Source organism: Pontixanthobacter sp. CEM42 (assembly GCF_017812015.1).
GTDB lineage: Bacteria > Pseudomonadota > Alphaproteobacteria > Sphingomonadales > Sphingomonadaceae > Pontixanthobacter.
The window spans coordinates 762,067-776,426 of the sequence record NZ_JADQTN010000001.1 but is presented as its reverse complement, the minus strand read 5'-3'; the positions used below and the strand labels follow the sequence as shown (position 1 = coordinate 776,426).

General features: G+C 56.1%; 16 protein-coding genes and 1 tRNA gene. 6 read left to right on the top strand and 11 right to left on the bottom strand.

Annotated elements, in window-relative coordinates; all coding sequences use genetic code 11:
• Positions 1-2 precede the first annotated feature (2 nt).
• The 4 genes from folE to J9777_RS03760 all read right to left on the bottom strand — a co-directional run bounded on the left by folE (position 3) and on the right by J9777_RS03760 (position 2,075).
• Positions 3-611: a GTP cyclohydrolase I FolE gene (gene folE, locus J9777_RS03775; RefSeq protein WP_209347430.1), complete on the bottom strand. Its 609-nt coding sequence runs from the start codon at positions 609-611 to the stop codon at positions 3-5.
• Positions 612-724: 113 nt separating this feature from the next.
• Positions 725-1,216, bottom strand: a complete 492-nt coding sequence (locus tag J9777_RS03770; protein ID WP_209347429.1) for a hemerythrin domain-containing protein — start codon at positions 1,214-1,216, stop codon at positions 725-727.
• A gap of 301 nt (positions 1,217-1,517) precedes the next feature.
• Positions 1,518-1,594 (bottom strand) — tRNA-Arg (locus J9777_RS03765).
• Positions 1,595-1,652: 58 nt separating this feature from the next.
• Positions 1,653-2,075 carry a (deoxy)nucleoside triphosphate pyrophosphohydrolase gene (locus J9777_RS03760; protein WP_348631931.1) on the bottom strand — a complete coding sequence of 141 codons (423 nt, stop codon included), beginning with the start codon at positions 2,073-2,075 and terminating at the stop codon, positions 1,653-1,655.
• Between the two features lie 64 nt (positions 2,076-2,139).
• On the opposite strand from J9777_RS03760, the gene J9777_RS03755 reads away from it, so the two are divergent.
• Positions 2,140-2,343, top strand: coding sequence for a Flp family type IVb pilin (locus J9777_RS03755; RefSeq protein WP_348631930.1), 204 nt, complete (start codon positions 2,140-2,142; stop codon positions 2,341-2,343).
• A gap of 108 nt (positions 2,344-2,451) precedes the next feature.
• A complete protein-coding gene (locus J9777_RS03750) occupies positions 2,452-2,616 on the top strand; it encodes a Flp family type IVb pilin (RefSeq protein ID WP_160613741.1) in 165 nt (54 codons plus the stop codon).
• 121 nt (positions 2,617-2,737) lie between these two features.
• Here J9777_RS03750 and J9777_RS03745 read toward each other — a convergent pair whose 3' ends face one another.
• The 4 genes from J9777_RS03745 to J9777_RS03730 all read right to left on the bottom strand — a co-directional run bounded on the left by J9777_RS03745 (position 2,738) and on the right by J9777_RS03730 (position 8,106).
• Positions 2,738-4,207, bottom strand: coding sequence for a M48 family metalloprotease (locus J9777_RS03745; protein WP_209347427.1), 1,470 nt, complete (start codon positions 4,205-4,207; stop codon positions 2,738-2,740).
• A gap of 117 nt (positions 4,208-4,324) precedes the next feature.
• Positions 4,325-5,272, bottom strand: a complete 948-nt coding sequence (locus tag J9777_RS03740) for an acetyl-CoA carboxylase carboxyltransferase subunit alpha (RefSeq protein WP_209347426.1) — start codon at positions 5,270-5,272, stop codon at positions 4,325-4,327.
• Between the two features lie 62 nt (positions 5,273-5,334).
• Positions 5,335-6,207, bottom strand: a complete 873-nt coding sequence (locus J9777_RS03735) for a tyrosine recombinase (RefSeq protein WP_209347425.1) — start codon at positions 6,205-6,207, stop codon at positions 5,335-5,337.
• 30 nt (positions 6,208-6,237) lie between these two features.
• Positions 6,238-8,106 (bottom strand): hypothetical protein, encoded by a 1,869-nt coding sequence (locus J9777_RS03730; RefSeq protein WP_348631929.1) that lies wholly within the window; start codon positions 8,104-8,106, stop codon positions 6,238-6,240.
• Between the two features lie 231 nt (positions 8,107-8,337).
• Here J9777_RS03730 and J9777_RS03725 point away from each other — a divergent pair, with 231 nt between their 5' ends.
• From J9777_RS03725 to J9777_RS03710, 4 genes are read left to right on the top strand one after another with little or no spacing between them, the layout of a single operon-like run.
• Complete coding sequence (locus tag J9777_RS03725) at positions 8,338-8,922, top strand: shikimate kinase (protein ID WP_209347424.1); 585 nt, start codon at positions 8,338-8,340, stop codon at positions 8,920-8,922.
• Positions 8,913-10,022, top strand: a complete 1,110-nt coding sequence (gene aroB, locus J9777_RS03720) for a 3-dehydroquinate synthase (protein ID WP_209347423.1) — start codon at positions 8,913-8,915, stop codon at positions 10,020-10,022. Before J9777_RS03725 ends, aroB begins: the two co-directional genes overlap by 10 nt.
• A gap of 43 nt (positions 10,023-10,065) precedes the next feature.
• Positions 10,066-10,836, top strand: a complete 771-nt coding sequence (locus tag J9777_RS03715; protein ID WP_209347422.1) for a cyclase family protein — start codon at positions 10,066-10,068, stop codon at positions 10,834-10,836.
• Positions 10,837-11,523: an FRG domain-containing protein gene (locus tag J9777_RS03710; protein WP_209347421.1), complete on the top strand. Its 687-nt coding sequence runs from the start codon at positions 10,837-10,839 to the stop codon at positions 11,521-11,523.
• On the opposite strand, the gene J9777_RS03705 is transcribed toward J9777_RS03710, so the two are convergent.
• The 3 genes from J9777_RS03705 to J9777_RS03695 form a co-directional block, all read right to left on the bottom strand.
• Positions 11,524-11,895, bottom strand: a complete 372-nt coding sequence (locus J9777_RS03705; RefSeq protein WP_209347420.1) for a tRNA-binding protein — start codon at positions 11,893-11,895, stop codon at positions 11,524-11,526.
• A complete protein-coding gene (locus tag J9777_RS03700) occupies positions 11,896-12,192 on the bottom strand; it encodes a hypothetical protein (protein WP_209347419.1) in 297 nt (98 codons plus the stop codon).
• A 143-nt stretch (positions 12,193-12,335) separates the two neighbouring features.
• Positions 12,336-14,357, bottom strand: a complete 2,022-nt coding sequence (locus J9777_RS03695) for an acetyl/propionyl/methylcrotonyl-CoA carboxylase subunit alpha (protein ID WP_209347418.1) — start codon at positions 14,355-14,357, stop codon at positions 12,336-12,338.
• Positions 14,358-14,360: the final 3 nt, after the last annotated feature.

Below are 14,360 nucleotides of genomic sequence, written 5' to 3'. Positions count from 1 at the left end.
GCTTAGTAGCCCATCAGGCTCAGCACTTCTTTGCGGCTGCGCTGATCTTCCAAGAATGTTCCCATCATCCGGCTCGTGACCATACCGACGCCCGGCGTGCGTACACCGCGCGCTGTCATGCAGGAATGACTCGCCTCGATCACGACAGCGACGCCGCGCGGTTCCAAATTCTCCCAAATGCAATCTGCGACTTCGGCAGTGAGGCGCTCCTGCACCTGCAAGCGACGCGCATATCCGTGGAGCACACGCGCAAGCTTCGATATCCCGACAACGCGGTTGGTGGGCAGATAGGCAATCGCCGCCTTGCCGATGATAGGAGCCATGTGATGTTCGCAATGCGAGTGGAACGGTATATCCTTGAGCAGGACCAATTCCTCATAGCCGCCAACTTCTTCAAACACGCGGCTAAGATGGACCGCCGGATCTTCAGCGTAGCCTTCACAGTATTCTTTCCACGCGCGCGCGACTCGCTTCGGCGTATCAAGCAGTCCCTCACGGTCAGGGTCATCACCTGACCATTCGAGCAGCGTGCGAACAGCGTCCTGCACATGATCAGGCACCGGGACTTTGCCCCGCGCTTCTTCTTCTTCGGGAGTGATCTGGCTGCTCATCGAGTATTCGCTTTCAACAAAGTATCGCGCAAAGGAAAACGCGCTCCGCCCTTTCGGACAGGCGCGTCTTCAATGCAAATGCGTTTATTGCCAGTTGGTTCCGATGGAGCGCCTTATTCCTTCGCGTGTACCATCTTCTTTGGTGTAATCTCGGCGTCGGCTTGCTCTGCCGATTTCCGGCGCTCGAAAACTTCGCCCATTTGCTTTTCATCGTCTGCGGTCAGATGATCTTCAAATTCCGGGAAGTGATCATCTTCTTCCTCTTCAATGTGATGAAGATAATCATGCTTCATTTGCTTGAACTTCTGCAGCCACGCGCTGGACGACATGTCCGTTGCGGCGAGATCATCCAGCGTTTTATCAAGTTCATGGTGTTCTGCCACGGAATGACGCGTCTCATCGGTGGTTTCCGGTTTGCGCAGCATTGTCGCATAAACCGTCTGCTCTTCCGCCGCCGCGTGGCTCTTCACGTCCTTAGTAAATATCTCAAACAACTTGCGCCGTTCGTCGCTGTCGCCACTGGTGTCTGCGATACGATCCAATAGGTCGCGATGTGTGTCATGGTCTTTTTTGAGTTTGGTAAAAATTGCTTCGGCCTGAGCCATGGGTAAGCATCTCCTTTCAGATTAGTGTCTGATTTAGCAACGATTTACCCCCTGAGGCGTTCCGAAATAATGCAGAGTTTCGGTGAGTTGCGCCCCATGTTCGACGAATGCTTAGTGTGATGTCAGGCGTGCCTGGCGATCACACGCATGCGGTCTTAGGGCTAGACGAAAGATCAGCGAGAAGGATTAGCCGCACCTTCGCTCTGGTCTTCTCCGCAGCGTTGCTGCTCCGAATTCGAGAGTTCGAACCTGCATGGGCCCACAAACAAAAAGAGCACCCCGAACGGGATGCTCTTTTTGTTGGCGCGCCCGGAAGGATTCGAACCTCCGGCCCCCTGATTCGTAGTCAGGTACTCTATCCAGCTGAGCTACGGGCGCGCTTGGAGGGCGGCACATAAGGGGGCTGCGCTGGCTTGGCAATCCCCTATTGGCGAGTTTATTCGCCAGTTTCGGCAAACAGCTGCCTAGCCAAGTCGACATCGAGAGGCGGTTTTTCCAGTTTGCCAATCACTTCAGGGGTGAACCAGCCGATCTCACCGCCTTCCAAAGCGCTCGGCTCCCCTTCCCATCGCTCTAATTTGTAAAGCAGGATGACAATCTGCTTCTGACCATCGCTTGCAATCGATTGCGCGAAACCAGCGGGGCTCAATGCTGCCGCAGAAATTATTAAACCAAGCTCTTCTTCGATCTCACGAATCAACGCAATTTCAGGGGTTTCGTGCGTTTCCACCTTCCCGCCGGGAAACTCCCACAACCCGCCATGCTGCTTTTCTGCTGGCCGTTTATGCATCAGCCAGCGCCCGTCTTTCGGACCAATCGCGGCCGCTACAACGGGCATCCATGTCGGATTATTTTCCACTTCTAAGCCCCGTCTCAACTAATTGTTAAACTTTCAAACCGAAAAGCCATTCATCGGACTAGCAATGATGGAAGCCAAGATGAAACTGATGCCTATCCTAAAGCGGATCGCAAAAGACGACTCTGGTGCGACCGCCGTTGAATACGGTCTGATCGTATCCTTGATCGTAATCGCCTCAATTGGGGCATTCGATTCCGTAGCCAATGAAAATAATGGGCTTTGGGGTCGAGTTTCGAGCGAGGTTGGAACTGTGTTGGGGACTGAATAGCACTGCCGCGAGGCTTAGCAATTTATAAACCTGTCACGGTTAATACAAGAATGCCCGATCCTTTTAGACCGGGCTTTGGGTACCGAAGACTGAACCAGGAGACTACAAATGAAATTTTTCAAAAATCTGCTCGCTGACGAGCAAGGCGCGACTGCAATTGAGTATGGCCTTATCGCAGCTCTGATCGCTGTTGCTGCAATCTCTGCAATGCAGGGTCTTGGCACACAGCTGAGCAACACCTTCACCGAAGTTTCGACCAAAATGGCGAACTAAGGTCAAAGAATTTTCTTTGAAAAGAAAGGCGGCAAGGTCAAACTTGCCGCCTTTTTTGTATTTAGTGTCCGGCTAGATTGATTGCCGGACCAGGCTCAGATCTTCGACGAGGCCGATTGACCTAGCGCGCTTTCACCACCAGTTTGACCTTTTGGCCCGCACGCAACTGATCATTCGCGCCAAGCGCATTGAGAACGCGGAACCGCTCAACCTTGCCATTCGTATAGGCCATCCGGTTCGACAATGACTGGATCGTATCGCCCCGGCGTACTGTCACCACATCGATACGGCGGGGGACAATCGCATTCGCTTCGCTTTGGCTTATCCGGCGCATCGAATTGAACATCGGCGTGAAAGTGCCGGACCGGCCAGCCTGGCTAATCGTGGCGAAGTGAAACGCACGATTGTTCGAGAATTCATAAGCGTAAACCACCACATCCACTTCGCCATTCCCGCTTTTGACGCGAGCGCTTCCGGTGGCGGCCTGTAAACCGTTGATTCGTGTCCGTTGGACACTTGAGGGCGCGAGTTTCTGTTGTTCTCCACCAAGTGCTGTAAATACACCACGGACATAGGTGTCGAGATTACCATTATATGGCCCAGTGCTCATCTGCGCTTTGCCGCTTTGACCATTGATCGACACGGCACGCGATCCGTTGACCATGTAGAATCCGGATGGTGCGGTGAATGCCAAGCGGAATTCCGGGTGGATGAACTGGCTTCCTTCGATGACACCTTGTTTCGGATCATCGCCATACAGCATGCCATCGATGCGGGTCAGGAAAGTGTCGCGATTGGTCGTGCCCGTTACTTGACCTGCTTTGGCCGCCGCCGTGCGAACACGGCTTGCCGGATCAGGGTGAGTCGAGGCCCATTCAGGGACCGTGGCGTTATTTCGGCCAGCCAGCCGTGCATCGAGAGAGTTCTGCGCTGCCAGGCTCGCGAGCACTGTGCTCATCGCACGCGGATCATACCCGGCCTTGGTCAGATATTCGATGCCAAGGTCATCCGCCTGCAATTCTTGTTTGCGGGAGAAACGCAGCGTCAATAGCTGCGAACCCTGCAGGAAACCACGAGAAAGCGTGTTACCCACTTGGCTATCGCCCAGCACCGCGCCGCTCAGCACAGCCCCAAGCACGCCCAAAATCTGATTCTGCTGTGCAGCCGATTGGCGACGCTGCGAATGGCGCGCCGCAACGTGGCCGACTTCATGCCCCAATACGCCGGCCAGTTCCGCTTCATTGTTCATCAAAGCGACCAATTGGCGAGTCGAATAAATATAGCCGCCGGGTACCGCGAATGCGTTGTTGACCGAGCTGTTCAGCAGCGAAACCGTGAAGGAGTTGCGCGCATTGCCTAGCCCAGATTGCACTGCGACGTTCTTGCCGATCGATTCGACATAGGCTGCTTGAGGTCCCTGATAGGTACCGCCAAATTCTTCGAGCAATTGTGGGTGAAACTTTGCGCCTTGCGATGCTTCTTGCTGGGTAATCGGTGCTGAAGAGTCGGGAATTGAGCCGCCCATACACCCCGTCAAAGCCAGGCTGAGCGTGGCGGTTGATGCCAGTGCGAGTTTCTTCATGGTCGGCATATTCGGACTCCTCCAATAATCAGTCGCGCCCTTTGCGGACGTCTGAACTGTTGTCTATCAAACCTTTGCTGCGCAGAGAAGTTCCACGCATCCGGCATGTGCCACCGGTCAGCGGGCTTAGTTGGTACCGATCTGGAGGAAGCGTTCCTCACGCATCCGGCGAATTTCATCGGAAGACATTTTTGCCAATGCGTCGAGTTCCTGTCCAATCGCCTTGCCAAGCGTTTTGGACGCTGCTTCCGGATCGCGGTGCGCACCCCCAACAGGCTCTTTCACGATTCGGTCGATGACTTTGAGCTTCTTCAGATGTTGCGCAGTAACCCGCATTGCTTCTGCCGCATCAGGAGCTTTTTCAGCCGTGCGCCACAAGATCGACGCGCAACCCTCGGGCGAAATCACCGAATAAACGGCATGTTCAAACATCAAAACGCGCTCGGCACTGGCAAGTGCGACTGCACCGCCAGAACCGCCCTCACCCACGATGGTTGCGACCATCGGCGTTGGCAGCGCAAGGCATGCCTCGGTAGACCTGGCGATAGCTTCAGCTTGGCCGCGTTCTTCGGCTTCAATGCCCGGGAAAGCACCCGATGTATCAACCAGCGTCACAACCGGCAGACCAAAACGCCCTGCCAGCTCCATCAGACGGATGGCTTTGCGGTACCCCTCAGGCTTACCCATGCCGAAATTGTGGCGGATACGGCTCTCGGTATCATTACCCTTCTCGTGCCCGATCAAGACAACCCGGCGACCATCTAGCCGCGCAAAGCCGCCCAAAATCGCTTCATCATCGCCGTAGTTCCGATCACCGCCGAGCGGAATGAAATCATCGAAGATATGCTCGACGAAATCGCGGAAATGCGGGCGTGACGGATGGCGAGCAACTTGCGTCTTCTGCCACGGCGTCAGCGAGGAATAGGTGCTGGCGAGCAGGTCAGCGCTTTTGACCTCAAGCCGCTCCAGTTCTTTGGTGATATCAACGTCATCGCCCTCTGCCGCGCTGCGCAATTCCGCAATACGGGCTTCGAGCTGGGCGACCGGCTTCTCGAATTCGAGGTAGGAAATCATTGCGCTGCGCTAGTCCTATGTTGCGCTTGGGGCAAGGGTCTGTGTGGCCAATTACTGACCAACTACCGGTGCGATTTGGCCAAAGGATGACGCTCATTGACCAACGCCACCAGCCGAGCGCTATCGACATGGGTGTAGATTTGCGTGGTCGCAATGTCCGCATGACCGAGCAATGTCTGCAATACACGCAGATCCGCTCCGCCCTCCAAAAGATGTGTCGCAAATGCATGACGCAAAACATGTGGGCTGACTTTATCCGCGGGGATATCGGCCCGGACTGCAATCTCTTTGAGCAATTGATACAGTCTGATCCGGGTTAAATGTTTGCCGCGAGAGGGGAACAGGAACTTCGGTGCATCTGGGCGGACAGTCAGCCACTCAGACATGGCCTCTTTCGCACGCCGGCTAACCGGAACCATGCGCGCCACACCGCCTTTGCCAGTGACGGTAAGAAACGGTGCATCACGTGGTACCGCAGATAGCGGCAGTGATACCAACTCTGTCGCACGCAGACCGGAACCGTAGAGCAATTCCAACAGAGTCAGCATGCGCACGGCAGCAGGTTTGCCCGTTTGCGCTTCTAGCTCAGCACGATCAAACAACGCAGCCACTTGTTCGTGCGTCAGAATTTTGGGTAACGGCCTGCGCGTTGCAGGTCGTGGGAGCGCAGAACTTGGATCGTCCTCACGCGCACCCTCATCAATCAGGAAACCATAGAATTGCCGCAGGGTGGACGATTTTCGAGCCAGTGATGATGGCGCGAGGTCTGACCATGCCGCCCCCAACTTGCTCAACTGGACCGTCGTTGCAGCTGCTAGATCACCGATGATCTCCGAAGCGCCCTCCAAATCCCGACGATAGGCAGCGATTGTGTTTGCAGCAGCGCCGCGTTCCGCTGCCAGCATCGCCAGAAAATTGTCAATCGCGCCGGACATAGCGCCGCTCGCATTTGGGAAAGTGGGCGGTCACCCGCGTGCGACTGCCTCGGCGGCAATCATCCGTGCTTCGGCAGAGAGGCCAACGCGGTTTAATGCGGACACGATGTGATAGAGATGACGCGGCGTCATTCTGTCCCAATCGCTTCCTTGCATCCCCAAACCGGCCAGATACGCGACAAGTGCCTGATTTCGGACCGAAGCAGCTTTCGCAATCAGTTGCGACCACTTCGAACCATTGCCAAGATCTACGCCTAGCTCGGAGGCCAGGTCACCGCTCGACGACGAATCAATCCGCTGAAGGCCTGCGAGTCCAGCAAGCAAGAATTGTGATTTGCGCTGATCCGCGCTTTCATCAGAACCGACAAATAAGTCCATCTGATCCTGCGATACCGGATTTTGCCGGGTTGGCTGCGCCAAAACAAGCAGTGCCCATGCCTCGCTGCCTTGCGGCGCGAACTGCGCCCAAGTGAGCGCATCTGCATCCAGGCCAGCGGACAACATTGACGCGATCAGATCCGCAGCATCATCTGCCAGTTCTTCGCTAGGCGTCATCCGCGCAGCAGCATAGGCGGTCAGCACGATGCGGCCATAATCACGATCTTCACCGCCCCACACATCACGGATCGCCGCCATCCGCGCAGCAGGATCACTGGCCACATAAGCTTCGCGCAAACGTGCCGCCGTAAGTGAAGGTTCACCAAGGTCGGCGGTTTGAGAAAATACCTGACTATACAGATCAACTGCTGCGCCAGAGGACAATATGCCTTGCCGCGCGGCATCGACCGCTCCGGTCATTCGTTGTGACAAAGGCAGCATTGGCGCTGTTGCTGCAATCTTGCGATAATAGGGACCGGCGTCGTTGAGCAGTGCCTCTGGAATCTCAGCGCCTACTGCGGTCGCCAGAGAATAGCGCCATGGCGTTAGCTCTTCGACACCCTCCCATTCGAGATTGATCGCACGCCGACCGCGTCCTGCTGCACCAGCGTAACGCTGAGCCAGCAGCACATCGATTTCGGGCGCGATCTTGTCACGAAATGCTCGGTTGAGATTGGATTGTGACCGCGCGCCCTGCCCGGCAAAAGCATAGCAGATCGACCGCAGCATTTCCCACTGCGCATCCTCACGCTCACCGCCTTTGAGCTGGACCGCTGGACACGCACCAACAATATCCGCGGTGCCGACATATGCCTCCACCGCGCCATCGACCAAACCGTCGGTCCAATTGCCGGTATCGACATCTTGAGCCAAAGCGCGCGCGGTTTTAAATTCGCCCAATTGGTTGAGAGCCTGCACACGTAGCGCCGCAAATTCTGCGGGGTTCATTCCGGAAGGCGCTGCCAACCTGCTCGCCAAAGCGCGGCGCAACATGATGTGGCCCCACCGCGACACCATCGGCCCACGAATACCAGCAAGAGAAGCGCGGACAATCGACGCAGGCTGCTTCTCCAAGGAGGCAATTGGCAGCCCGCCTTCTTCCGGCGAAAGCACCCCGACTTGCGACATTGCACGGCGAGCCGCCGCCGGAATATCGAATTTGGGCTTTAGGCCAAGCAGTTCGTCAAGCTCGTCCGGATCAAGCTCCTCGAGTTCCTCTATGGAGGGCAGGCCGTCCGGAAGCGAAGTCGGCGCGCCAGATACGGTCCCAACGCCCGGAAGCGGTTGAATTACCGGCGTACTTCCGACGCTTGGCGTCGGCTGTGAAGGGCCAGCAGGAGCAGCTGTTGGCCTTGGTGCAGGCCGTGTTGTCGCTTGCGGTGCGGGTGTCGGAGTAGGCGCAGGATCATCAAAACCTGGTGGCAAAAGCGACTCCGGCGCATCCTGCGCAGTCACCAACGTAGAGCACAATGCCAGCGCAGCACCGCCAAGTAGCAGATAGGTTTTCGCCCTGCCCGTCACTGGACATTCTCCGGCATATCAATCGGCTGCACGATCGGGCGCAGCGGCTCCTCACCGCCGTGGAACCACGCTATACCCAGCACTGCAATTACACCTGCAACAACCATCAAACCAATTCGCTTCCCGAGCCTTTTTCTATCAATTGGCCGCTTTTCGGACATAAGCAAACTTTACGCGCCTCTAAAGAACCAATGTTGCGCCCCGCCTAGCCCATCTATAGGCGATGCGGCAATGCGTGATGATGCCCCTGCCCCCAAAGATATCGGCCTGGATAGCGCCGCGTTGCAGGCGATTGCGCGCCGGATCAAGCGCCCCATCGTTTTGATCGGGCTCATGGGCACCGGCAAATCCACAGTCGGCCGCAAGCTGGCATCTATGCTGGGCAAGGATTTTGTCGACGCAGACCACGCCATCGAAGACGCCGCTCAGCTAACTGTCGCCGAGATATTCGAGCAATATGGTGAGGAGTATTTCCGCGACGGTGAACGGCGGGTCATTGCGCGTTTGATGGAAGAGCATAACGGTGTGATCGCAACCGGCGGCGGGGCGTTCGTCAATGATGAAACCCGCGCGTTGATCCTCGACAAAGCCATCGCCGTTTGGATTGATTGCGATATCGACATTCTGGTCGAACGGACAAGCCGCAAGAACACGCGGCCGCTGCTGCGCAATGGCGATCCGCATGAGATCCTGACGCGGCTTCATAAAGAGCGCGAACCGTTCTATTCGCAGGCCCCCATCCGGGTGGGTAGCGAAGACGGCCCACATCACGAAACCGCAATGGCGATTATAGAGGCGATAGACCGATGGCTGTAATTCCTGTCGAACTGGCCGGTCGGCCCTATGATGTGCATGTTGGCGCGACCCTGCTCGACCAAGCGGGCACCCTGGCAAAAGGCTTTATGCGCAAGGCCGCTGTGCCAATTGTTGCAGACCGCAACGCATATCAGCATCACGGCGCGCGGTTGGAAGCGTCGCTCAAGGCAGCAGGACATCAGGCTACATGGTACTTTGTCGAATCGGGCGAAGGATCAAAGAGCTGGGACGAACTTCAGAAGCTGACCGGCTGGCTACTCGCACACGGCGTTGAGCGAGGCGATCATGTGTTTGCGTTGGGCGGCGGCGTTGTCGGTGATCTCACCGGATTCGCCTGCGCCATCCTGAAACGTGGCTGCGGCTTTGTGCAGCTACCGACGACTTTGCTGTCACAAGTCGATTCCTCGGTCGGCGGAAAAACGGCGATCAATGCCGATGCGGGCAAGAATTTGATTGGCGCATTCCATCAACCGTCATTGGTGTTAGCCGATACCGATACGCTCAAAACCCTGTCCGCCCGCGAAATGCGCGCCGGTTATGCCGAAGTCATTAAATACGGCATCCTCGGAGACTTTGAGTTCTTCGAATGGTGTGAAGCAAACGGCACCGACGTTGTCGCACATGGTGCCGAGGCAGTCGAGCAAGCGGTTGCACGCAGCGTGGCTGCAAAGGCTCGCATCGTGGCCGAGGACGAGCGCGAGACAACAGGCGTTCGAGCATTGCTCAATCTTGGTCACACATTCGGACATGCTCTGGAGGCCGAGACTGGTTATTCCGATACCTTGCTCCACGGCGAAGGTGTTGCCCTCGGCATGGTATTGGCGGCCCGTTATTCAGCACGGCGCGGATTGCTTTCAGGCCAAGATGCCGAGCGTATCTGCAAAGCAATTGCAGCATCAAGACTGCCGAGCGAAGTCGCCGACCTCGAACTTGCTTGCGATGGCGCGAAACTCGTTGACCATATGCGGCATGATAAAAAGATGGATGCAGGCACTTTGCCGTTCATTTTGCTGCGCAGCATTGGTGCAGCATTTTTGGATCACGAAGTCTCGCTAGACGATGTCGCGATCTTTATGGATGAACAGCTGAAAGCCAGTTGATGGGGCGTTGACGCGGGCGCTGGCCCAGTGAATGCTGCGCGGCATGACACGCTATATCGACCTCTCGATCCCGATCACCAATGATGTGATTTCCGACCCACCGGTAATGCGCCCGCAGATCGAATATGTGACGCATGAAACCAGCTGGGAACAGATCGCAATGTTTTTTCCGGGCCTGAAGAAAGAGGACTTGCCCGATGGTGAAGGATGGGCGGTCGAGATGCTGCAGCTTTCCACGCATAACGGCACCCATATGGATGCGCCGTGGCATTACCATTCAACCACGGACAACGGAGCACGCAAAGCGCCCAGTATCGACGAGGCGCCGCTGGATCGGTTCTTGCGGCCTGGCGTGCGGCTCGACTTCTCGCATATGGAACACGGCCATGTCGTTACGGCTACGGAAGTCGAAGAGGAACTCGAACGGATTGGCTACGAGTTACAACCACTCGACATCGTGCTTGTGCAATCAGGCGCAATCTACGGTACCGAAAACTTCACCGACCAAGGCGTCGGCCTAGGCGAAGAAGCCACGCTCTATCTGACCGAACGCGGTGTCGAGGTTGTCGGGACCGACGCATGGAGTTGGGACGCTCCGTTCAGCCACACCGCAAAACGCTGGGCCGAAACCCGCGACCCGAAAATCATCTGGGAGGGCCACAAAGCAGGCCGCCTCAATCCCTACTACCAGATCGAAAAACTGACGAATCTGGACGCGCTGCCCGATCACGGCTTCAGTGTGAGCTGTTTCCCGGTGAAGATCGACAAGGCCAGTGCCGGCTGGATCAGAGCCGTTGCTATGGTGGAAGACTAAATGTCAGCATCTGAACTTCAGCGAACTGGATTCCGTGTAATCTCTAAGATGTTCGACAAACTTTCTGAACTCCCGCAGCATGACCTTATCTTCCGTGGTCACGGCGACAAGAGCTGGCCCTTGGTTCCGTCCGTCTATCGCAAGGGTAAAGTCGGCATCCGCAATCGCGAGCAGCTACGAGAATGGATAATAGCGGCAGACCGGTTTGTGCAGCCACGCCCGCAAAGCGACGTGGAATGGCTGGTTTGGGCCCAACACTATGGGATTGCTACTAGTTTTCTGGACTGGACCGTGAGTCCTCTAATCGCTCTTTTCTTTGCTGCCGAAGATCAATCACATAGGAATGGCATGGTGCTTTCAGCCAGGCGAACGGCTTTTAACCCTTGGATATACCTCTCGTCGGTAAACGTCTTTGGCGACGCGCGAAAGCGAGCAGGCCTAGTTGCCGCGTCATCGATTAACGCTCGTGCTTTGGCTCAAGATAGCGTGATGACACTCCACACTCCCTTCTACGAACGCGAGCTTCCCAATAGCCGCGTAAGCAGCTTGTTTGAAGTTCGTTCGAGCGAGAAGAAAGCAGTCCTTGCTGCCATGAACACATTGGGAATCAATCGCGAGCGTGTCTATTCCGATATTACCATCTTGGTTGATCGCTTACTGGAGCACCCAATTTTTCGACGTAATTGACTAAAACAATCGCGCCCCATCCGGCACTTTCACATCGGGGGCAAACATAACAACCTCGCCCTCGCTGTCAGCAAAGCCGAGCGTCAGCACTTCGGACATTGCCGGACCGATCTGGCGCGGCGGGAAATTGACCACCGCCGCCACTTGTCTGCCTGGCAATTCATCAATCGGGTAATTCGTGACAATCTGGGCGCAGCTTTTCTTCACGCCGATAGTTTCGCCAAAATCTATCTGTAGTTTGTAGGCCGGGTTGCGCGCTTGCGGGAATTCCTCTGCCGCGACAATCGTGCCCACACGGATATCGACTTTCAAAAACTCGTCGAAGCTGATCTCATCTGATGCGGGTGCGGCCGCACTGTGCGTAACATGCACTTAGACAGCCTTGTCGATGTCCGCGCTTTTGCGGTCGGCCAGAACTGCGACATTTGCATGGCCCACTAACTCCGCAACTTTGCCCTCCGGCATATCCTCGGTCATCGAGTCATGCTCGGCGAAGATGGCCTCTACCTCGGCACGTTTTTCCAAGAGCATATGCGCGATACCGGGAGCGAGGCTGTCACCCTCACCGATTTGTCCGAGCATTGCGGCAAGATCGCTGATTGTTGCATCGGCAGGGTTCTTAAAGAAATGCCCTTTGCTATCGAAATAGCCAACGCCTCTTTGTGCCATCGTCGTCTCCTGAGACCGAATTATCGGTCGAACGGGAATAGACTGACACCGCGGGCGCAAAACGCCACGCCATCCACGGCGCAAATCCGTGGAAAAGGGCCGTCTGCGAAACTAAGTTTCCCAATTCTGTAATTTTTGAGCAGCTACTCTAGCTCAAGTATAATGGCGTCCACTGCTAAACTTTCACCCTGTTCAGCGTTGATCTTGGCAATTGTGCCTGCCTTTTCAGCGCGTAGGATGTTTTCCATCTTCATCGCCTCGACCGTTGCAAGCGGTTGACCGGGCTGAACTTCCTCACCCTCACCCACATGCAATTTGACCAACAGTCCGGGCATCGGACAGATCAGGAATTTGCTGAGATCGGGCGGAATTTTCTCAATCATATGCTCGGCGAGCGGAGCAATATGCGATGGCAGAATACGCAGTGAATGCGTTGCGCCACGGGTAGTGATGTCATAACCGGTCCGCGTTCTTGCGAGTTGGACGGTTAGATCATTACCTGCCAGTTCGAGATGGATCATCGGGTCGCCGGGGGTGTACTCCATATCGATCGCGATTGCCTCGCCATCGACAGTGATTTCCTCCTCACCGAGCGAAACATCATAGTCAGTATCACCGATCCGCACGCTCCAATCACCGGTTGGATAGGTTGGGCCATCAAGCTGCTGATCGATCCGCCGCGCACGGTCGGCATCAATCGTCGCGAGCACGCCGCCAATGGCTGCCAGCCCACGCTTCAGCTCATCAGAAGTCGCCGCGCCTTCAAAGCCGTCGGGATATTCCTCGCCAATAAAGCCTGTTGTCAATTCGCCCGAGCGGAACCGCTCATGCTGCATAATCGCACTCAGAAAATCGATATTGTGGCCAAGCCCTTCGATCCGGAACGCATCGAGTGCCTGAATTTGCAAGTCAGCCGCTTCATCGCGCGTTTCGCCCCACGTGATGAGCTTGGCGATCATCGGGTCGTAGAACATCGATACTTCGCCGCCCTCATAAACGCCGTCATCAACACGGACGCCCTCAACACCGCGACGGCCGTTTTCCGCGCCATCATCGGCCCATGGCTCAACAGGCGGTTGGTAATGCACAAGGCGGCCGGTGGATGGCAGGAAGCCGCGATATGGGTCTTCGGCATAGACACGGTTCTCGATTGACCAGCCGTCGATTTTCACATCGTCCTGCGTCATTTCCAGCTTTTCGCCAGCGGCAACGCGGATCATCTGTTCGACCAGATCAACGCCCGTAATCGCTTCGGTCACAGGGTGTTCAACCTGCAGACGGGTGTTCATTTCGAGGAAGTAGAAACTCTCGCCGCTCGGGTCCGCACCGCTTACAATCAGCTCGACCGTACCTGCGCTGTGGTAATTCACCGCTTGCGACAGAGCCACGCATTGCTCACCCATCGCTTTACGCATTTTAGGTGTCACGAAAGGCGACGGCGCTTCTTCGACTACCTTTTGGTGACGGCGCTGAATGCTGCATTCGCGCTCGTTCAAATAGACAATATTGCCGTGTTTATCGCCGAGAATCTGGATTTCGATATGGCGCGGGTTTAGGATGAATTTCTCGATAAAGACCCGGTCATCGCCGAAGCTGTTCAGCCCTTCGCGCTTGGTTGCTTCAAAGCCCTCACGCACATCCTTTTCAGAATAAGCGAGCCGCATACCTTTGCCGCCGCCGCCTGCGCTGGCCTTCATCATCACCGGATAACCGATCTCTTCCGAAATCCGCACGGCGTGCTCGGTATCTTCAATCTCACCGACAAAACCGGGCACGACATTCACGCCCGCTTCCATCGCGAGTTTCTTGGACTCGATCTTGTCGCCCATCGCCGCGATGGCGTTTACTGGCGGGCCGATAAATTCGATACCTTCCTTCGCAAGCGCCTCAGCGAAGCTGGTCCGCTCCGAAAGAAAGCCGTAACCGGGATGCACCGCCTCCGCGCCGGTTTGCTTGCACGCCGCGATAATCTTGTCCGCGATCAGATAGCTCTCGGCTGCAGGCGCAGGTCCGATATGCACCGCCTCATCGGCCATCCGCACAAACGGCGCGCGCGCATCAGCGTCCGAATAGACCGCAACCGTTTCGATGCCCATGCGCCGTGCAGTCTTGATGACCCGGCACGCAATCTCGCCACGGTTCGCAATCAGGATTTTTTTGAACATAGA